This is a genomic window from Rhodococcus sp. p52, from assembly GCF_000763325.2.
GTDB lineage: Bacteria > Actinomycetota > Actinomycetes > Mycobacteriales > Mycobacteriaceae > Rhodococcus > Rhodococcus pyridinivorans.
Map to the genome: position 1 here is coordinate 1339444 of NZ_CP016819.1, position 18018 is coordinate 1357461.

17 protein-coding genes and 2 pseudogenes are annotated in these 18018 nt (G+C 68.4%); 10 read left to right on the plus strand and 9 right to left on the minus strand.

Translation table 11 applies throughout. The features are described from left to right. Window positions 1-10: 10 nt before the first annotated feature. Window positions 11-301, minus strand: coding sequence for a putative quinol monooxygenase (locus IM25_RS06155; protein ID WP_006550865.1), 291 nt, complete (start codon window positions 299-301; stop codon window positions 11-13). Between the two features lie 86 nt (window positions 302-387). On the opposite strand from IM25_RS06155, the gene IM25_RS06160 reads away from it, so the two are divergent. Continuing rightward, window positions 388-1008 carry a class I SAM-dependent methyltransferase gene (locus tag IM25_RS06160; protein ID WP_033098485.1) on the plus strand — a complete coding sequence of 207 codons (621 nt, stop codon included), beginning with the start codon at window positions 388-390 and terminating at the stop codon, window positions 1006-1008. Window positions 1009-1012: 4 nt separating this feature from the next. Here the strand turns inward: IM25_RS06160 and IM25_RS06165 are convergent, their stop codons facing one another. Together IM25_RS06165 and IM25_RS06170 are read right to left on the minus strand one after the other, a co-directional pair. Next, a complete protein-coding gene (locus IM25_RS06165) occupies window positions 1013-2455 on the minus strand; it encodes a flavin-containing monooxygenase (protein ID WP_033098486.1) in 1443 nt (480 codons plus the stop codon). A 3-nt stretch (window positions 2456-2458) separates the two neighbouring features. Continuing rightward, a complete protein-coding gene (locus IM25_RS06170; RefSeq protein WP_065995869.1) occupies window positions 2459-3469 on the minus strand; it encodes a PHP domain-containing protein in 1011 nt (336 codons plus the stop codon). Between the two features lie 40 nt (window positions 3470-3509). Between IM25_RS06170 and IM25_RS06175 the strand changes: the two genes are divergently transcribed. Next, complete coding sequence (locus IM25_RS06175) at window positions 3510-4214, plus strand: SanA/YdcF family protein (RefSeq protein WP_006550869.1); 705 nt, start codon at window positions 3510-3512, stop codon at window positions 4212-4214. Window positions 4215-4224: 10 nt separating this feature from the next. Continuing rightward, a complete protein-coding gene (locus IM25_RS06180) occupies window positions 4225-4896 on the plus strand; it encodes an SDR family oxidoreductase (RefSeq protein ID WP_024102514.1) in 672 nt (223 codons plus the stop codon). Between the two features lie 38 nt (window positions 4897-4934). On the opposite strand, the gene IM25_RS06185 is transcribed toward IM25_RS06180, so the two are convergent. The 3 genes and pseudogenes from IM25_RS06185 to IM25_RS06195 form a co-directional block, all read right to left on the minus strand. Then, window positions 4935-5996 (minus strand): DUF6777 domain-containing protein, encoded by a 1062-nt coding sequence (locus tag IM25_RS06185; protein WP_065995870.1) that lies wholly within the window; start codon window positions 5994-5996, stop codon window positions 4935-4937. Beyond that, a pseudogene (locus IM25_RS25320) lies at window positions 5951-6831 on the minus strand (alpha/beta fold hydrolase). The gene IM25_RS06185 and the pseudogene IM25_RS25320 overlap by 46 nt, the downstream one beginning before the upstream one ends. Continuing rightward, entirely contained in the window at window positions 6831-7214 is a 384-nt protein-coding gene (locus tag IM25_RS06195) for a nuclear transport factor 2 family protein (RefSeq protein ID WP_033098487.1), read from the minus strand. The pseudogene IM25_RS25320 and the gene IM25_RS06195 overlap by 1 nt, the downstream one beginning before the upstream one ends. Window positions 7215-7440: 226 nt before the next feature. On the opposite strand from IM25_RS06195, the pseudogene IM25_RS06200 reads away from it, so the two are divergent. From IM25_RS06200 to IM25_RS06215, 4 genes and pseudogenes are all read left to right on the plus strand, one after another. Then, window positions 7441-8654 (plus strand): annotated as a pseudogene (locus tag IM25_RS06200) (IS110 family transposase). A 153-nt stretch (window positions 8655-8807) separates the two neighbouring features. Then, window positions 8808-9635, plus strand: coding sequence for an alpha/beta hydrolase (locus IM25_RS06205; protein ID WP_065995871.1), 828 nt, complete (start codon window positions 8808-8810; stop codon window positions 9633-9635). A gap of 65 nt (window positions 9636-9700) precedes the next feature. Beyond that, window positions 9701-10321, plus strand: coding sequence for a CsbD family protein (locus IM25_RS06210; RefSeq protein WP_084294967.1), 621 nt, complete (start codon window positions 9701-9703; stop codon window positions 10319-10321). Window positions 10322-10380: 59 nt separating this feature from the next. Beyond that, the gene (locus tag IM25_RS06215; RefSeq protein WP_019290499.1) at window positions 10381-11040 is read left to right on the plus strand and encodes a hypothetical protein; all 660 of its coding nucleotides are present in this window, start codon (window positions 10381-10383) and stop codon (window positions 11038-11040) included. A 68-nt stretch (window positions 11041-11108) separates the two neighbouring features. On the opposite strand, the gene leuS is transcribed toward IM25_RS06215, so the two are convergent. Then, entirely contained in the window at window positions 11109-13976 is a 2868-nt protein-coding gene (gene leuS / locus IM25_RS06220; RefSeq protein ID WP_033098060.1) for a leucine--tRNA ligase, read from the minus strand. 96 nt (window positions 13977-14072) lie between these two features. On the opposite strand from leuS, the gene IM25_RS06225 reads away from it, so the two are divergent. Continuing rightward, on the plus strand, window positions 14073-14477 hold the full coding sequence (locus IM25_RS06225; protein WP_016691037.1) for an SdpI family protein: 405 nt from the start codon (window positions 14073-14075) through the stop codon (window positions 14475-14477). Window positions 14478-14498: 21 nt separating this feature from the next. Here IM25_RS06225 and IM25_RS06230 read toward each other — a convergent pair whose 3' ends face one another. Further along, a complete protein-coding gene (locus IM25_RS06230) occupies window positions 14499-15152 on the minus strand; it encodes a hemerythrin domain-containing protein (RefSeq protein ID WP_033098061.1) in 654 nt (217 codons plus the stop codon). A 101-nt stretch (window positions 15153-15253) separates the two neighbouring features. Between IM25_RS06230 and IM25_RS06235 the strand changes: the two genes are divergently transcribed. Beyond that, entirely contained in the window at window positions 15254-16414 is a 1161-nt protein-coding gene (locus IM25_RS06235) for a helix-turn-helix transcriptional regulator (RefSeq protein WP_033098062.1), read from the plus strand. A 5-nt stretch (window positions 16415-16419) separates the two neighbouring features. After that, window positions 16420-17373: a DUF1648 domain-containing protein gene (locus IM25_RS06240; protein WP_006550880.1), complete on the plus strand. Its 954-nt coding sequence runs from the start codon at window positions 16420-16422 to the stop codon at window positions 17371-17373. Window positions 17374-17398: 25 nt separating this feature from the next. Here IM25_RS06240 and IM25_RS06245 read toward each other — a convergent pair whose 3' ends face one another. After that, a complete protein-coding gene (locus IM25_RS06245) occupies window positions 17399-18016 on the minus strand; it encodes a YqgE/AlgH family protein (protein ID WP_019290494.1) in 618 nt (205 codons plus the stop codon). Window positions 18017-18018: the final 2 nt, after the last annotated feature.

Sequence of the window (18018 nt, forward strand, 5' to 3'; positions counted from 1 at the left end):
GCGACGAGAACTACTCGTTCGACGGCTGCACATCCGGGACGAGGTACTCGGAGACCTCCATCGACCGGATCTCCCGGGCCTGATCGTCGTCGGGTCCGCTGCCGCGGAAGTCGTCGAGGTGTGCCTGTGACTCCCACCGTTCGTAGATGCAGACGCGGTCGGGCTCGATCAGGTCGGCGGTGACAGCGAAGTCGAGGCAGCCCGGCGCTCTACGGGCGGCCTCGACGACGGACCTGCAGGTCGCCAGATAGAACTCACGCCTGTCGGCGTCGACGGTGAGATGTCCTGCGACGATGATCATGAATTCCCTCCTGTGGTCACTGCCTCGTCGTGGATAGGACCTGCGAACGGGGTCGAACTCATCGCGGCCCGTCGTACCATGCCGGAGTGACCCAGCCCGGATACGATGCCCTCGCGGATCTGTACGTCGAGCTGTTTCCCGATCCGTACCTGACTCCGCTCGAACGCCACACCGTCGCCGCCTTCTCCGAGATGGTGTGCCAGAGCCAGGTGCAGGGTGTCGTGCTGGACGTGGGCTGCGGACCCGGATACGTGGCCGCGGATCTCGCCGACCGCGGACTCGACGTGATCGGCCTCGATCCCAGCACCGAGATGCTGCGCATCGCGCGGGGCGCCTACCCCGCCCTGCGATTCGTGCGGGACGACGCGCGACTCGGGTCCGACGAACTCCGCGGAGTGGTTCCGAGCGCGATCATCGCACGGTGCAGCCTCATCCATGTTCCGCCGTCCGAGATCCCCAGGATCCTCGACGCGTGGTCGGAGCGGGTTCCGTCCGGCGGCGTGGTGCTCATCGCGGGCCAGACCACCGACACCCCCGGCGAAGTGGTGGAGTTCGATCACGCGGTGGCGCCGGCGTGGCGGTGGCACCCGGATCGTCTCGCCGCGGCCCTGTCCGACGCCGGATTCGACGAGGTGTGGCGGACGGTCGGCCGCCCCGACACCGATCATCGCTTCCCCGACGTCCACTTGGCGGCGCGGCGGCGCTGACGGGTCAGGGCGTGAACTGCATCGATTCGTCGACACGCCCGAGCCGCATGGTGGGCAGGTCGAGGAGATAGTTCTGCCGCATCAACCACGGGCTGCGCGCACCCTGTTTGGGCAGAGCACCTTCCGCGCGGTGGATGTACCCGGCGTCGAGACCGAGAAGCGGGCGGGTACGCCCGTCGCCCGAATACCTCGGCACCGCCGAACGGTAACCGTTGCGTCGCATGTACCGCAGCAACCGGCACACGTAGAGGGACGCGAGATCGGCACGCAGGGTCCACGACGCGTTGGTGTAGCCGAGACACATCGCGGCATTGGGCAGGCCGTCGAGCATCATGCCACGGTAGATGAACCGGGCCGAGAGGTCGATCTTCTCCCCGTCGACGACGAACTCGATTCCGCCCGCAGGCACCAGTTGCAGACCCGTCGCGGGGATCAGGATCTCGGCCTCGAGTTCGCGGCCGGACTCGAGGCGGACACTCTTCTCGGTGACGGTGTCGATCCGGTCGGTGACGATCTCGGCCTTCCCGGCGCGCAGGGTGCGGAACAGGTCGGAGTCGGGGACCACGCACAGTCGCTGATCCCACGGGTCGTAGCGCGGTGAGAAGTGGGGATCGACCGGGATCCTGCCGCGTAGGCGACGTTCGGTGAGGGTGCGCAACATGCGTTTCGCGGCCGAGGGGAACCGCTGGCAGAACTGGTAGAAGCCGAGATTGGCTACGACGTTCTTCGTCCGCACTGCGCGGTGGGCCACCCTGTCCGGCAACAGGCGTCGAATCCGCGTCGCGATCGGGTCGCGCGCGGGCAGCGACATCACGTAGGTGGGGGAGCGCTGCAGCATCGTCACGTGCTCGGCCTTCTCAGCCAGGGCGGGCACGAGCGTGACGGCCGTGGCGCCACTGCCGATCACCACGATCCTCTTCCCCTCGTATTCGAGGTTCTCGGGCCAGAACTGCGGATGCACGACCGTGCCCGCGAAGTCCTGCAGACCGGGGATGTCGGGGAGGTAACCCGACTCGTAGCTGTAGTAGCCGCTGCAGAGATAGAGGAAGGAACAGGACATCTCGACGGTTCCGTGCCCGGTCGAGGCACGCACCGTCCACCGGGCGTCCTCCGACGACCAGGATGCATCGATCACCCTGTGGCCGAATCGGATCCGTCGGTCGATGCCGAATTCGGCGGCGGTGTCGCGGATGTACTGCAGGATGTCGGGGCCGTCGGCGATGGACTTCTCGCCCCGCCACGGGCGGAACGGGAAGCCGAGCGTGTACATGTCGCTGTCCGATCGGATCCCCGGATAGCGGAACAGATCCCACGTACCACCGATCGCGTCGCGACTCTCGAGGATGGCGTACCCGAGATCCGGGCACTGTGTCTGCAACCGGTAACCGGCATCGATGCCGGACAATCCGGCTCCCACGATCAGTACGTCGACGTGTTCCACGCGCATCTCCTACCTGTCGGCCCACGCCAGCAGGTCGTCGATCTCCCAGGTGTTGATCACCTGTTCGGGTTCGACACCCCGCTCGACGGCACGTTCGCAACCGTCCCCGAGCCAGTCGAGCTGCCCGGGTGCGTGCGCATCGGTGTCGATGGAGAACAGGCAGCCCGTCTCGAGCGCGAGGTCGATGAGACGCGATGGCGGGTCGCGGCGTTCGGGCCGGCAGTTGATCTCGACGGCGGTGTCGTGGTCGCGACATGCGGCGAAGACCTTCTCGGCGTCGAACTTCGACTCGGGACGGTTTCCGCGCCCCCCGGCGACGAGCCGGCCGGTGCAGTGCCCGAGGACGTCGACGTGGGGATTCGCCGCCGCACGCAGCATGCGTTTCGTCATCGCCGACCGGTCGGCCCGCAAGTTCGAGTGCACGCTCGCGACGACGACGTCGAGTTCGGCGAGCAGCCCCTCGTCCTGGTCGAGCGACCCGTCGTCGAGGATATCGACCTCGATACCCGTGAGAATCCTTGAACCACTGTCGTTCTCGTTGATCTCCGCGACGACGGCGAGCTGCGAGCGCAACCGCTCCGCGGTGAGCCCGTTCGCGACCTTCAGGCGAGGGGAGTGGTCGGTGAGGGCGAAGTACTCGTGCCCGATCATCGTCGACGCGACGCGGTGCATCTCGTCGATCGGGCTGCCGCCGTCGGACCAGTTCGAGTGGGTGTGCAGGTCGCCGCGCAGGGACTCGAGCAGGTCGCGGCCGCCGCGCCCGATCGGGTCGGCCTCCTCGCGCAACTGCTCGAGATAGGCGGGCACTTTGTCGAACGACTCCCGGACGACCGTCGCGGTCTTCTTCCCGACGCCCGGTAGATCGGTCCACGAGTCGGTCTTCCGCAGAACCTCCCGCTTGTGGTCGCTCACCTCGGCGAGCACCTCCGCCGCGCGTCGATAGGCCTGCACACGGTAGGTGTCGGCGTGTTCGCGTTCGAGCCAGAAGGCGACTTCGCGGAGTGCGTCGACGGGGTCCACCCCTCCATTGTGGCCGCCGGGCGTCCGTAATCTGGGACGCATGCTCGAATCCGTCCGGTCGTCGTCCCCCCTCGGTGCGGTCTCCGCACTGGTCGTCGGTGCGGTGTCCGCGCTGACACTCGTCTCCGCCCGCGTGGCGTCCGAAGCGAAGGACCTCATGTACGAGGTGGACGGCGCGCCGCCCGCCCCGGTGGTGATCGTGCCGGGCGCGCGGGTGCACGAGGGCCGTCCGATGCGGGTGCTCCGCAGCCGCCTCGACGTCGCAGTCGCGTTGATGGCACGGGGACGGGTGCAAGCCGTGCTCGTCTCGGGCGACGGGGCCGGAACCTCGGGCGACGAGATCGAGGCGATGATCGCGTATCTCGTCGAGCAGGGTGTGAACCGGGAACGGATCGTCGCCGACCCGTACGGTCTCGACACCTACGACACCGCCCGGCGTGCGGTGGCCACCTACGGCGTGCGGCAGGCGCTGATCACGACCCAGGCCTTCCACCTTCCGCGTGCAGTGGCGTTGTGCCGGCGGGCGGGCATCGACATCGCCGGAGTCCGCGCCGCGAACGACGTGCGACTGCGCACGCGGCTGAGGAATCTGGCGCGCGAGTACGTGCTGTCGCGACCCAAGGCGTTCCTCGAACTCCGGTTCCCGCGCGACCCGGCGGTGGAGACCCCTCCGGACGACCGGCTCGCCGAGATCCTGGCCGGTCTCGAGCACGGTGCGGTGGCCGCCCCACCGTCTGCTTCCTAGGCTCGTGATCATGCGCCCCACAGCTCTCGTCACCGGAGGGGGTCGCGGTCTCGGCGCCGCGATCGCCCAGGAACTCGCTCCCACCCACGATCTGCTCCTCGGCGGACGACGTCGCGAGTCGCTCGATGCGATCCTCGAGGAACTGCCCGACGCCACGCCGTGGCCCGTGGACCTGCTCGATCACGTCGCCGTCGCCGCGGCCGCCGCCGACATCGATCGGCTCGACGTGCTCGTCCACAACGCGGGCGTCGCCGAACTGGGCACGATCGCCGACAGCGAGCCCCGGCAGTGGCGCGAGACGTTCGAGGCGAACGTCGTCGCCGTCGTCGCCCTGACGCAGGTGTTGCTACCGGCCCTGCGGGCCGCGAACGGCCACGTGGTGCTCATCAACTCGGGGGCGGGTCTGCGCGTTCGCCCCGGGTGGGGTGCCTACGCCGCGAGCAAGTTCGCACTGCGGGCGTTCGGCGACGCGCTGCGCGAGGAGGAACCCGCGCTGCGGGTCACCTCGATCCACCCGGGCCGGATCGACACGGACATGCAGCGCGCGATCGTCGCGTCGGAGGGCCGCGAGTACGACCCGTCGCAGTTCCTCAGCCCCGGCACGGTGGCGCGTGCGGTGCGGCAGGTCGTCGAGGCGCCGGTCGACGCCCACCCCACCGAGGTCGTTCTGCGTCCTCGCTGACGACTCGAAAGAGCTGACGGCTCAGAACGGCAGGCGGCTCAGAACGGCAGGGGGGTCACGACCGGGGGAGCGCCCGGAATCTGGATCTGGATCTGCGGAGGCGGCGGCGCGGGAGCCCGCGGCGCCGGCGGGGGGGCCGGTGCCGGAGCGGGGTCCGGAGCCGGCGGCGGTGGCGGTGGCGGTGGCGGTGGCGGCGGTTCCGGAGCGGGGGGAGGCGGAGGCGACGGTTCCGGGAGAGGAGGCGGTGGTGGTGCCGCGGCTTCCGGCACCGGATCGCGCCGCGGTGCAGGAACGGGTACCTGCAGCGCCTCGGTCTCCGGGCGGGTTTCCTCCGTGGTCTCCGGTGCGGCCGGAGCCATGGTTTTCGGCAGGGCCTCACCGACCGGCACGGGGACCATCGCGCCGGTCGTGATGTCGATGACCTCCAACTCCCGCACGGCAGTCGCGGCGGGCTGGACGACGAACATCCGCTCGGCGTTCAGTCCGGGCCATTTCGGACCTTCGAGTTCGTCGTTTCCGGTGAGCACCGGCGCGGACAGCGGATTGCCGCGCACGCACCGCACGCGCGGAACACCGAGTTCGTCGACGAGGACGATCGTGCCGCGTTCGAGCAGCGACTGCACGGGCCGCGCCGCACCGTCGCGGTACTCGTGCATGGTCACCCGGGTGTCGGCGCGCAACAGGACCGCCGTGAGGGTGTCGGTGTAGCCGCGGATGTCGGGCACGCCGAGGACACCGCGCCACGCTTCGGCCTTGGCGGGATCCTCCTCCAGATGACGGATGAGCCCTTCGCGATCGCACAGGGGCCGGTCGAGACTGCCCCCGTAGAGCGCCGGCCGATCACCGGAAACGGCCGGGGTCCCGGCGGTCGCGGTGACCGGATCACCGCCTTCCTCGACGACTTCGGGGGGAGCTGGCGGCACCGCGACCGGCACCTGCGGCGGCACGAGACGCGGCGTCCACGGGTCGTCCTGCGCGGTGGCGACATGCAGTTGCACGGGCGTCGTCGTCTCGACCGAACTGCCCGACGAGCAGGCACCCGCCACCAGTGCCGTCAGGGCGAGTGCCAGACCGAATCCACGAACCGTGTCGCTGGCCACGCCGTCATGCTAGGTCGATGATCGCCGGTGAAAGTGTTGTTCGGCGGTTCTCGTCGGTATCCGGATCCGGAGAGGAAACGCAGGAGGAGGTTGTTCACCTCGTCGCGACGTTCCATCTGCACGAAATGCCCCGCGCCCTCGAGCAGGTGGACACCGCGCAGATCGGGGACGAAGGCACGCATCCGTTCGAGCGCCGACGACCCCGACATCGTGATGACGGGATCCCGGTCGCCGGCCACGAACAGCGTCGGTACCTGCACCTTCGCGCCCTCGTAGGGACGCGACGCCTCCCAGTTCGCGTCGTAGGCGCGATACCAGGACAGACCTCCGCCGAATCCGGTGCGGGCGAACTCGGACGCGTAATGGGCGAGTTCGTCGTCGGTGAGCCAATCCCACGGCAACTCGGGAGCGGTGTGCAGCACGTCGAGATATCCGCGTCTCTCGGACGGATGCGACCATACGTCGTGATAGCGGTATCCGCCGGACCGGCGACGCGGTCCGGATGTCGCAGCGCCGTCGTCCATGCGACGGGCGCACCGAAGTCGTGACCGACGACGACCGCGCTGTCGATCCCGAGGACGTCGAGCAGTCGGACGAGGCGATTGGAAATCGCGACGTTCGTGTACTCCTCGGCCTCCCGGGGCCGGCCGGTTCGGCCGTAGCCGGGCATGTCGGGGGCGACGGCACGGTATCCGGCGTCGACGAGCGGCGCGAACTGGTGCCGGTAGCTATACCCCAGGCCGGGGAAGCCGTGGCACATGACGACCGCGGGTCCGTCGCCCCGATCGTCGATGTTCCACGTGAAACCATCGACCTCGACGATGAGGCTGTCCATCAGGGGGCGGGGACGGTCTGCATGTCCTCCTGGCTCCAGAACGCCCTCATGCTCGTGATCCTCGCGTCGTCGTCGAAGGTCATCACGTCGACGACCTCCATGACCAGATCCTGCTCACCCAGGTGCGTGACCAGGCGGAACACGAATGCGGCGTTGTTCTCCGCGATCTTGAGGGTTATCACCTCACCGGTCTGCGCGAGCGGTTCGACCACTCCGTAGAACTCGCGGATCTCGGCCTCGGTGGCGCGGACCGGCGTGCCGACCGGATCCTCGACCGTAGCGCCCGGTGCGTACAGCGCGAGGACATCGTCGACGGTGCCGGAGGCCACGGACTTCACGTAGTTCTCGACGGTGGTGCGGATCGCGTCCCGACTCGGTGCCATGGGGTCTCCCTAAGTTTGTAGGTGTCTGGGGTCAGTGCCCTGGATGCCCAGAGCGGTGGGGTGTAGCTGATGAGTTCTTGCTTCGGTCGAGGCTTCGAAGGACTGGCTGCCCCACCGCGCTGGACGCTCCGACTGCTGATTGAGAGCTTGGTGCGGGTCGTCGCTGTTTAGGGATCTGTCGGCGGGGTTGTCCACGGGCACGAACTGCGAGGTCAGGAGCACAAAGATGACAACTCGGCCAGAGATATGGGTCGGAATCGACGTCGGCAAGACAGCGCATCACGCGTGCGCCGTCGACAATGCAGGCACCACGGTCTTCAGCCAGAAGGTCGACAACGACCAGGCCGCGATCGAAGCGGTGATCGCCCGCGCCGGCCGGATCGGCGAGCAGGTGCGGTGGGCGATCGATCTGACCAGCCCGATGGCACTGCTGCTGATCAGCGTGTTGCTCGCCGCCGACCAGACGGTGACCTATGTGCCCGGCCGGGTGGTCAACACGATGACCCACGGATTTCGCGGCGAAGCGAAAACCGACGCCAAGGACGCGAAGGTGATCGCCGAGACCGCCCGCCTGCGCCGAGACCTGAACCAGGTCACCATGCCCGACGAACTGGTGGTCGGACTGACCCAACTGACCGGCTACCGCACCGATCTGATGGCCGACTGGGTCGCCGGAATCAACCGGCTGCGGTCGCTGCTCGGATCGATCTTCCCGGCACTGGAAGCCGCATTCGACTACTCGACCCGCACTCCACTGATCCTGGTCGCCGGTATGTGCACCCCCACCGAGATCCGCGGCGCCGGAACGGTAGGGGTCGCAACATATCTCGCTGAGAGCGGCGCCTGGAAACCGGACATCGCGAAAACCGCGGCCACGGCGGTCGAGGCGGCGCAGCGGCAGACGCTGGCCCTGCCGGGTGAAGCCGATACCGCGATGCTGATCAAGCGCATCGCCCGCAAGCTCCTCGATCTCGATCGGGAGATCAAGGACACCGACAAGCTCATCACCACCCGGTTCCGGCAGCACCCGTGGGCGCGGATCATCGAATCCCTGCCCGGCATGGGACCGGGACTGGGCGCCGAGTTTCTCGTCGGCACCGGGGGTGATCTGGCCAATCTCGCCAGTGCCGGACGCCTGGCGTCGTATGCCGGGCTGGTGCCCGTGCCCGTGATTCCGGTCGGGTCGCCGGGAATCTGCGCCGCCCGAAACGCTACAACCGGCGCATGCGCAGGGTGTTCTACATGGCGGCGTTGTCGAGCCTGCGCTACGAGAGCGGACCGTCGCGACGGTTCTACGACCGCAAACGCAGTGAACGACAGATTCATACCCAAGCCCTACTGGCCCTGGCCCGGCGCCTGGTCGATGTTCTGTGGGCGTTGTTGCGTGACGGCCGAGAATTCAGCATCGACAACCCGGCTCCGGCCGCTGCTGTTGCTTGACACAGTCATTGAGAGTCCTACGTTCGAATCGGGAACACGTTTCAATTCGACGGTAGTGGGCCGGATCCGCGGATGCACTCGCGATTCCCACTCGGAAGACCCCCGCGCCGGAGGACGATGACATCGCCATCACCCGGAACGATCGGAGACCCGATGATCGACGCTGTCGCCTTCACCCTCGACGGACACGCCGGTGCTCTCGCAGCCCGCACGTGGGTCGGCGAGGCCCCGCGCTACGTGGCGTTGTTGTGCCACGGTTACGGCGAGCACTGCGGACGCTACGAGTATGTGGCCGCGCACCTCGTCGCCGACGGCGCCGCCGTCTACGCGGTGGACCACATCGGTCACGGTCTCAGCGACGGCGAACGCGTCCTGATCGACGACTTCGAGAAGGTGGTCGACGATTTCCGTCTGCTCGATCTCACGGCGCGACGCGAGCATCCCGACCTGCCGGTCGTGCTCGTCGGACACTCGATGGGTGGCATGATCGCCGCCCGGTACGCGCAGCGATACGGCTCGGAACTGGCCGCGGGCGTCCTGTCCGGCCCGGTCCTCGGCAGGGGGGCGGCCGTCGACGCCCTGCTCACGGCCGAGGAGATCCCCGATACCCCCATCGATCCGTCCACCCTCTCCCGTGATCCCGAGGTGGGTCGCGCCTACGTGGCCGACCCGCTCGTCTGGCACGGCCCGTTCAAGCGCACCACCGTGCAGGCGCTGAAGACCTGCATCGACACGATCACCGCCGCCGGTGCCGTCGACGACGTGCCCGTGTTGTGGTTGCACGGCGAGGACGATCGACTGGTTCCCCTCGACGGCACCGCCACCGGATGGTCGTCGCTGGCAGGTCGCGGGGCGTCGTCGAAGACCTATCCCGAAGCGCGGCACGAGATCTTCAACGAGACGAATCGGGACGAGGTCCTGGGCGATGTCGTCGACTTCGTCGGCGCGCACATCCACCCTCTCGAGACTCTCGAGGATTGAAGCCGACCGCGTCTGGCTACCCCAAGCCATGGGGGCCGTCCCCTTCGTGTCCCGTACGGAAGGAGATGACCGTGGTCGAAGACAACACATCCGACAAGGCTCGCCCTGGTGCATCCGACAGGGCTCGCCCCGGTCCGGCCGACAAGGCACGCCTCGGGTTGAAGCAGACCGTGGTCGGTAAGGCGAAGGAGGTCGCCGGCGCTCTGACCGGCAACGACTCCCTCACCACCGAAGGCCGTCTCGAGCAGGAGCAGGCTCGGCAGACCAGGAAGGCCGACACCCTCTCGCACATGGCCGAGGCCGAGAGCGACGAGGCGGTCGAACAGCTCGACGCCGTCCGCGAGGCCGGACAACAGGAACGCGAGGCCGTGCAGCAGCGGACCGACGCCGTCGAGTCGCAGGCCGAGCGGGAGGCACGGGTCCGCAAACAGGCCGCCGACCTCGAACATCAGGAGAACATCGTCCGAGGGCGATCCGATGCCGCCCGTGAGGCCACAGCCGCCGAACAACAGGCACGTCGCGAGGAGAACGAGCAGGTCACGGATGCCGCCGCAGAGGTCGCGGCCGCCGACGAGGACCACCGACGAGCCTCCCACGACGCCGAACGTGCACGCCTCCAGGCCGAAGAAGAACGCCGCAAGGCCGAAGCCCTCGAACGCACGCTGACCGACGAGCCGGATCGCTGACGAACACCACCGACATTCCCTACCGGAGCTGTACCCCCATCGAAGTTGGAGATGCGCCCATGAACCTCGCCACTCTGCCCAAGAGCGTTCTGCGACTGCAGTACAAGATCGCCCGCTTCCCGCTGGGATTGATCGAGCAGCAGTTGCGGTTCCTGCCCACCGACGCCCCGCCGCGCCTGATGTACGAGCGGGGGCTGGGCATGCTGGACGGCATCGTCGGCAGCGTGCTCGACGACCAGGAGATCGCCACCCGCGGGGCGCTCGCCACCGAACGCGCCGAGGCGGTGAAGCGCGCGGAGAAACTCGACGCGCAGGCCGCAGCCGAGAAGCGCGCGGCAGACGCCGAACTCCGTCGAACGCGTGAACGTGCCGCTGCCCAGCAGGAAGCCGCGCGACGCGACCGCGAGAACGAAGTCGAGCAGGCCCGGGAGCGTGCGCAGGAACGCGCGAAGCAGGCGGAGAAGGAGGCCGAGCAGAAGAAGGCCGCCGAGACCGCGAAGGCCGACCAGGAGGCCGCCGCGAAGCGCCAGGCCGCCGAGACCGCGAAGAAGAAGGACGAGGAGCGCATCCGCAAGGCCGAGCAGGAGGCCGCCGAGCCCGCCAAGGTCTCCCTCAAGGATGCCGTCGCCAAGCAGCTCGAGGCGAAGGAAGCGGAGGAGCGCGCGCACGATGCGGGCGAGGTCGCCGAGTTCGAGAAGATCGAACACAAGCACCCCTGATCCCGGTTGTAGTCGACGAGACCCCGGTGCATCCTGTGCACCGGGGTCTCGTCCGTCGTAAGCGGTTGCTACTTCACGACATTGACCATCTTGCCGGGAACCACGATCACCTTGCGCGGTGCGGCACCGCCGAGCAGGTCGGCGATCTTCTCGTCCACGAGCGCGGCGGCCTCGATCGCGTGGGGTGCGGCGTCGGCCGGGACGGTGATGCGGCTGCGCACCTTGCCGTTGACCTGGATCGGGTACTCGACGCTGTCCTCGACGAGCCACTTCTCGTCGGCGACCGGGAACGGGCCGTGCGCAAGCGATTCGGTGTGTCCGAGACGCGACCACATCTCCTCGGCGAGGTGCGGGGCGACCGGGCCGAGCATGAGCACGAGCGGTTCGACGGCGCCGCGCGGCGCACCCGACGGGTACTGCTTCGTCAGGTGGTTCGTGTACTCGATGAGCTTGGCGATCGCCGTGTTGTCGCGCAGGTGGGTGAAGTCGTCCGACACACCCGCGACCGTCTTGTTGAGCGCCCGCAGCGTGTCGTCGCCGGGGGTGTCGTCGGTGACGCGCAGCGCGCCACCCTCCTCCTCGACGACGAGACGCCACACGCGCTGCAGGAAGCGGTGCGCGCCGACGACGTCCTTGGTCGCCCACGGACGCGACTGGTCGAGCGGGCCCATCGACATCTCGTAGACGCGCAGGGTGTCGGCGCCGTACTCGTCGAAGATCTGGTCGGGGCTGACGGAGTTCTTGAGCGACTTGCCCATCTTCCCGTACTCGCGAGCGACCTCCTGCTCACCGTCCGGGCCGGTCCAGTAGAACGTGCCGTCGCGCTCGACGACCTCCTCGGCCGGCACATACACGCCGCGCGAGTCGGTGTAGGCGTAGGCCTGGATGTAACCCTGGTTGAACAGGCGACGGTACGGCTCCGAGGAGGTGACGTACCCGAGGTCGAAGAGCACCTTGTGCCAGAACCGCGCGTACAGCAGGTGCAGCACCGCGTGCTCGACACCGCCGACGTAGAGATCGACGCCACCCGGGTCGTTCGGGCCGTGCAGTTCCGGCCGCGGGCCGGTCCAGTACGCCTCGTTCTCCTTGTCACAGAAGGCTTCCGAGTTGGTGGGGTCGATGTAGCGCAGCTGGTACCACGAGCTGCCGGCCCACTGCGGCATCACGTTGGTGTCGCGCGTGTAGCGCTTCAGGCCGTCGCCGAGATCGAGCTCGACGTTCATCCAATCCACCGCCTTCGCGAGCGGCGGGGACGGTTCGGAATCGGCGTCGTCCGGATCGAAGGAGACCGGCGCGTAATCCTCCACCTCGGGAAGTTCCACGGGCAGAGCGGATTCGGGCAGAGCATGGGCGCGTCCCTGCTCGTCGTAGACGATCGGGAAGGGCTCGCCCCAGTACCGCTGCCGCGCGAACAGCCAGTCGCGCAGCTTGTACTGGATGGTGCCGCGTCCGGCGCCGTCCGCCTCGAGCTTCGCGACGATCGTCTTCTTCGCCTCGGCGACGTCGAGACCGTCGAGCAGGCCGGAGTTCACCAGCACACCGTCGCCGGTGTACGCCTCGGCGGTGACGTCGCCGCCGGAGATGACCTCGCGGATGGGCAGACCGAAGGCGGTCGCGAACTCCCAGTCGCGCTGGTCGTGGCCGGGAACGGCCATGATCGCGCCGGTACCGTAGCCGGTGAGGACGTAGTCGGCGATGAAGATCGGCAGTCGCTCGCCGTTGACCGGGTTCACGGCGTAGGCGCCGAGGAAGACACCGGTCTTCTCCTTCGACTCCTGCCGCTCGAGATCGGACTTCGCGGCGATCGACGCGCGGTAGGCCGCGACCGCGGCAGCCGGATCGGCGGCGCCACCGGTCCAGCGCTGGTCGACGCCCTCGGGCCAGGACGCGGCGACGATCCGGTCGACGAGTTCGTGCTCGGGAGCGAGGGTCACGTAGCTGGCACCGAACAGGGTGTCGGGCCGGGTGGTGAACACCTCGATCGCCGAATCGTGGTCGGCGACGGCGAACTTCACCTGGGCGCCGTGCGAGCGCCCGATCCAGTTGCGCTGCATGGACTTGACCTTGTCGGTCCAGTCCAGATGCTCGAGATCGTCGATCAGGCGGTCGGAGTAGGCGGTGATCCGCATCATCCACTGGCGCAGGTTCTTCCGGAAGACCGGGAAGTTGCCGCGCTCGGAGCGGCCGTCGGCCGTGACCTCCTCGTTGGCGAGCACCGTGCCCAGACCCGGGCACCAGTTGACGAGCGAATCCGACCGGTAGACCAAGCGGTACGAGTCGATGACGTCGGCGCGCTCACCCTCCGGCAGCGACGCCCAGTCGCGTCCGTCCTCGAGACGACGCGTGCCGTCGGCGAATTCGGCCTCGAGTTCGGAGATGCGACGCGCCCGGCCGGCCTCGCGGTCGTACCAGGCGTTGTAGATCGTCAGGAAGATCCACTGCGTCCAGCGGTAGAAGTCGACGTCGGTCGTCGCGACCGAGCGACGCTCGTCGTGCCCGAGACCGAGCCGGGAGAGCTGCCGCTTCATGTTCCCGATGTTGGCCTCGGTGGTCGTGCGCGGGTGCGTGCCCGTCTGCACGGCGTACTGCTCGGCCGGCAGACCGAAGGCGTCGTAACCGAGGGTGTGCAGCACGTTGCGGCCCTGCATGCGGTTGAAGCGCGCATACACGTCGGTGGCGATGTACCCGAGCGGGTGCCCCACGTGCAGGCCCGAGCCCGAGGGGTACGGGAACATGTCCTGCACGAACAGCTTGTCGGAGGGCACCTCGCCGGCGAGATCGCCCACCGGATTGGGGGCGTGGAAGGTGCCGCGCTCGCGCCAGAGCTCCTGCCAGCGCTGCTCGATCCGCCCCGCGAGCTCGGCGGTGTACCGATGCTGCGGAGTGCTGCCGGGTTCGTGCTGGGAGGTCTGTTCGGGACGGGTCACGGTGATCACTATCTACTCGGCCGGGCGTGTGAGTGCTCCCACCAGGGTAGAACGTGCCCGCACCCGCGCAGACCGGTGGCACCACCGGCCGCGTATCCTGGTCGGGTGCTCATCGTCGCTGTCCTGCTCTTCGTGCTCGCTCTCGTCGTCGGCGCGGTGGGTGTCGCGGCACTGACCGGCAAGCTCCCGCGCAACCGCTGGGCCGGTGTGCGCACCCCCGACGCGCTGCGTGACGACGAGGCGTTCGCCCTGGCCAACAAGGTTGCCGCACCCAGCATGCTCGGGTCCGCGGTGCTCCTCGCCCTCGGTGGTGTCGCGTCGCTGACGCTGCCCACCGTCGCCGGGATCATCGCAGTCGTCGTCACCGTGGTGGCCGCCCTGATCACCGCCGGAGCCGGCGGATCCGTCGCAGCGCGGGTCGCTGCGGCGACGAAGCCGGAGGAGACAGCCGGCTGCGGTACCTCGTGCGGGGCGTGCAGCCTGCGCGGGGCGTGCGAGCCGACCGCCTGACGGTCCTCCCACCGGCAGTCCTCACGCCCAGCGGCGCTCCCGTGCGTAGCGCGGTGTCCACCAGAACCGGTTGAGCACCCGCACCGGTACCGGGAGACTCTTCAGCACGACGGCCACGCGGTCCTTCGGTGCTCCATCGAAGAGGTAGGGCAGCATTTCGGAGACCTCGCGCTTGTCCAGTTGCGCGAACGCCCGCATCGAGATGTCGTGCCATTCCTCCTTGGTGATGGATTGTTCGATCAGCGGGAAGGCGTCCCGTTCCTCGTGCGCGAGGTGAGCACCCAGCGACGTGACGAGACCGTCGAGCAGCCCGCCGAGCCGCTCGGTCGCCGTCTCCCGGTCGTCGAGCACAGCCTCGATCTCCGCCAACGCCGGGTCGATCACGGAATGTTCGGCCTCCATCGCATCGAGCACCTCCATCGCCCCCGCATCGTGTGCGAGGCGTGGCCGCATGAACGGCCAGACGTAGACGTCCTCGACGGAGTGGTGCGTGTGCAGTTCGGTGCTGAATCCGTGCCAGCCGAGGAGCAGCGCATCGTGCGTGCCGGGATCGGCGGTCCGCCACTTCTGCGCGAAGTCGGCGAGACGTTCGGTGTCCCGGCGTAGAGCGGAGTGGATCAGATGCACGACCTCCAGATCCTCGGCGGACAACGGCGTGGCGTGAGTGGTGGTCATGGCGGGGACCTCGACTTCCGTATGAATGTCCCCGTGTCCATGGAGCCTCGTCGCCGCGTGAGGTGTTCTCAATCCCACATTCGAGGGGGATACTTCGGGATATGCGCTCTGCACAGCGGTTGAGGGCAGGCATCCACGACGCAGCATCCGCGGCTGCGGACGGGGCGCAGTTTCGCGAGTTCGTGATGGATGTGCTCGGCGCTTTCATTCCGTACGACGGTGGTTGTGTCGCACCCGTGGACCCGGCCGTCGGGGTTCCCACCGGCTTCACCACCCGCGGCCTCGACGACCCAGCCGAGGTACTCCGATTGTCGATCGAGTTCGAGTACGGTCCGGACCTCGATCCGGACAGCCTCTACGCGCTCATGCAGCACCGGTCCGGAGTGCGGCGGATCGAAGAACCCTCCGGCCGCGGACCGGGATACGGCAACAGGCGGTATCTCGAACTCGTGTCGCATCTGGGCATGGGACACGAAGTGCAGCTGGTCTTCCGGGACGGAGACCGTCGGTGCTGGGGTGTCGGTGATCTGCTCCGCGCGTCGGGCCGAGGTTTCTCCGACGCCGAACTCACGATGCTCGACGACGTTCTCGACGACATCGCGAACGGATTCCGCACCACGTTGATCCGGCACGCATCCGCACGAACACGGAACACGGTCGTCGAGGGCACCGCCTGCGAATGCTCGGGTCCGGCCGTGGTGGTAATCGGGGCGGACGACGAATTCGATTCCGTCACTGCCGCAGCGATGATCTTCTTCGAACGCCTCGGCTGGGAGAGTCCCGCTCGGGGGCGCCCCGGACCGGCGCATGTGATCGCCCGTCAGGTCCGTAGAACACGACCCGTGCCCGCGGATGTGCGTGTCCGCACCCTCGACGGCGAATGGCTCGTACTGCGCGCCGCGATCTTCGACGAGACCGGCCGCGTCGTCATGACCTTCGAGCGGGCACGCCTGCCCGAGGTCGTCGCCCTGGTCACCGCCGCCTACGGTCTGACGCCACGCGAATCGGAGGTACTCGTCGAAGTGCTCGCCGGACGGTCTCGCAACGAGATCGCGAGTCGGTTGTTCATCAGCCCGTACACCGTGCAGGACCACCTGAAGAACATCTTCACCAAGACCGGTGTGAACAGCCGGCGCAGCCTCGTCTCGCGACTCGCGTGTACCGAGTACATGCCCCGGTTCGGTGGCGACCTGCGACCCGACGGATGGTTCGACGAGAGCGGAACGAGGACGGCGCCGGTGGAGGCCCGTACCCTAGGCTGACCCCCATGACGACGCGTCAGGTCGACCCCGTCGGTGCGCTGCTCGGACTGGCCGTTCCGTTGCTGTGTGCCGTGGCCGTACTCGTGCTCACCCGCTCGTGGATCCCACGATTGCCCGAGGAGATCGCCACGCACTGGTCGGGCACGACACCCGATTCGTTCGGGTCACCGATGACCTCGGCGTGGACCGCCGCCCTGCTGATCGTGCTCGTCGGGGGAGGGTGCTGCGCGATCGCCGCGATCGCGCAGGCGCAACTGCTCATGCGTCGCTACATGCTCGCGATCGGTCTCGGGGTCACCGGCACGATCACCGCACTGTTCCTGGCCGGTCTCGCGGGGCAGCTCGACACGACCGACGCCACGCAGGCCGCGTTGGAGGGCTGGCCGGCGGTGCTCGGCATGTGGGTGGGTATCGCGGTGGGCTGGTTTGGGGGACGGCTCCTGCGCGACGGTCGGGAGCGGAAGGCGGCGACCGCCGCTCCGGATCCGGCGCTGCCGCGCGGTCGTGCCGAACTGCCGATCGTCGAGCAGGTGGGCACCGGTGTGGGCACGACGGCGGGACTGTCGCTGCTCGTCCTGATCCCCGCGCTCGTCGTGTGCGGTGCGACGCAGAGCTGGTGGCCGCTGGGTTTGATCGCGCCCGTCGCTCTGCTCGTGCTGGGTCTGCTCCGCTACACCGTGGTGGTCGACGCGGACGGGATCCGGGTGTCGAATCTGGCCACCGACGCGCTCGGATACGACCTCGACGAGATCGTCGGGGCGAAGGTCACCGAGACCCGCCCGTTCCAGGACTGGGGCGGCTGGGGCCTGCGGGCCGAGGGCGGCAAGCGGTACGGCCTGGTCACGCGCACCGGGCCTGCCGTCGTGGTGACCACGGCCTCGGGACACGAATTCACCGTGACCGCAACGAGGGCCGAGGAGATGGCCGGCGCGCTCAACACTCTCGCCGACGCCCGCTGACCGGTCCCGGTCGCCCGAGGGGGGCTCAGTTGCGCTCGACCTCGATGGGGTGCGTCGCGAGCAACGCCATCGGCAGCGGCTGCCGGCGCAGCACCCTCGCCCACACGTCGAGGTGCGCGGGGGCGAGCACATCGGTGGGCAGTGCCGAGACCACCATCCAGTCGTCGTTGCGTAGTTCGCCGTCGAGCTGACCTGCGCTCCACCCCGCGTATCCCGCGAAGATCCGCACACCCTCGACGTAGTGGGCGATGTGCCCGGGGTCGACATCGAGGTCGATCATCACCACTCGGCCGTCGACGTGGCGGATGCCGGGGACGTCGGTGATGTCGGCCCCCACCCGCAGCGTGCCGAGGCACAGCGCCGAACTGCGGTGGACGGGACCGCCTACGAACAGGGTCTTCGGTTCGGCGGCGAGCCACGACCATTGCGGCAGCATGGCGTCGACGGAGGTGTCGCTGATGCGGTTCAGGACGACACCGAAGCTGCCGGCATCGGTGTGCTCGATGATGTAGACGACGGTGCGGCGGAAGGTCGGCTCGGTGAGATCGGTGGCGGAGACGAGCAGGCTTCCGGCCCGCACCCTGGGTGTCGAGGGTGCGGTGCGGTCCTCGGGTTCGTCCTGATGCTGCGCCACGTCAGCCATTC

Bases quoted from the DNA above. Each gene is read 5' to 3' on its own strand.
- IM25_RS06155 (WP_006550865.1), bottom strand. From the start codon at position 301: ATGATCATCGTCGCAGGACATCTCACCGTCGACGCCGACAGGCGTGAG.
- IM25_RS06165 (WP_033098486.1), bottom strand. From the start codon at position 2,455: ATGCGCGTGGAACACGTCGACGTACTGATCGTGGGAGCCGGATTGTCC.
- IM25_RS06175 (WP_006550869.1), top strand. From the start codon at position 3,510: ATGCTCGAATCCGTCCGGTCGTCGTCCCCCCTCGGTGCGGTCTCCGCA.
- IM25_RS06180 (WP_024102514.1), top strand. From the start codon at position 4,225: ATGCGCCCCACAGCTCTCGTCACCGGAGGGGGTCGCGGTCTCGGCGCC.
- IM25_RS06195 (WP_033098487.1), bottom strand. From the start codon at position 7,214: ATGGCACCGAGTCGGGACGCGATCCGCACCACCGTCGAGAACTACGTG.
- IM25_RS06205 (WP_065995871.1), top strand. From the start codon at position 8,808: ATGATCGACGCTGTCGCCTTCACCCTCGACGGACACGCCGGTGCTCTC.
- IM25_RS06210 (WP_084294967.1), top strand. From the start codon at position 9,701: ATGACCGTGGTCGAAGACAACACATCCGACAAGGCTCGCCCTGGTGCA.
- IM25_RS06215 (WP_019290499.1), top strand. From the start codon at position 10,381: ATGAACCTCGCCACTCTGCCCAAGAGCGTTCTGCGACTGCAGTACAAG.
- IM25_RS06230 (WP_033098061.1), bottom strand. From the start codon at position 15,152: ATGACCACCACTCACGCCACGCCGTTGTCCGCCGAGGATCTGGAGGTC.
- IM25_RS06235 (WP_033098062.1), top strand. From the start codon at position 15,254: ATGCGCTCTGCACAGCGGTTGAGGGCAGGCATCCACGACGCAGCATCC.
- IM25_RS06240 (WP_006550880.1), top strand. From the start codon at position 16,420: ATGACGACGCGTCAGGTCGACCCCGTCGGTGCGCTGCTCGGACTGGCC.
- IM25_RS06245 (WP_019290494.1), bottom strand. From the start codon at position 18,016: ATGGCTGACGTGGCGCAGCATCAGGACGAACCCGAGGACCGCACCGCA.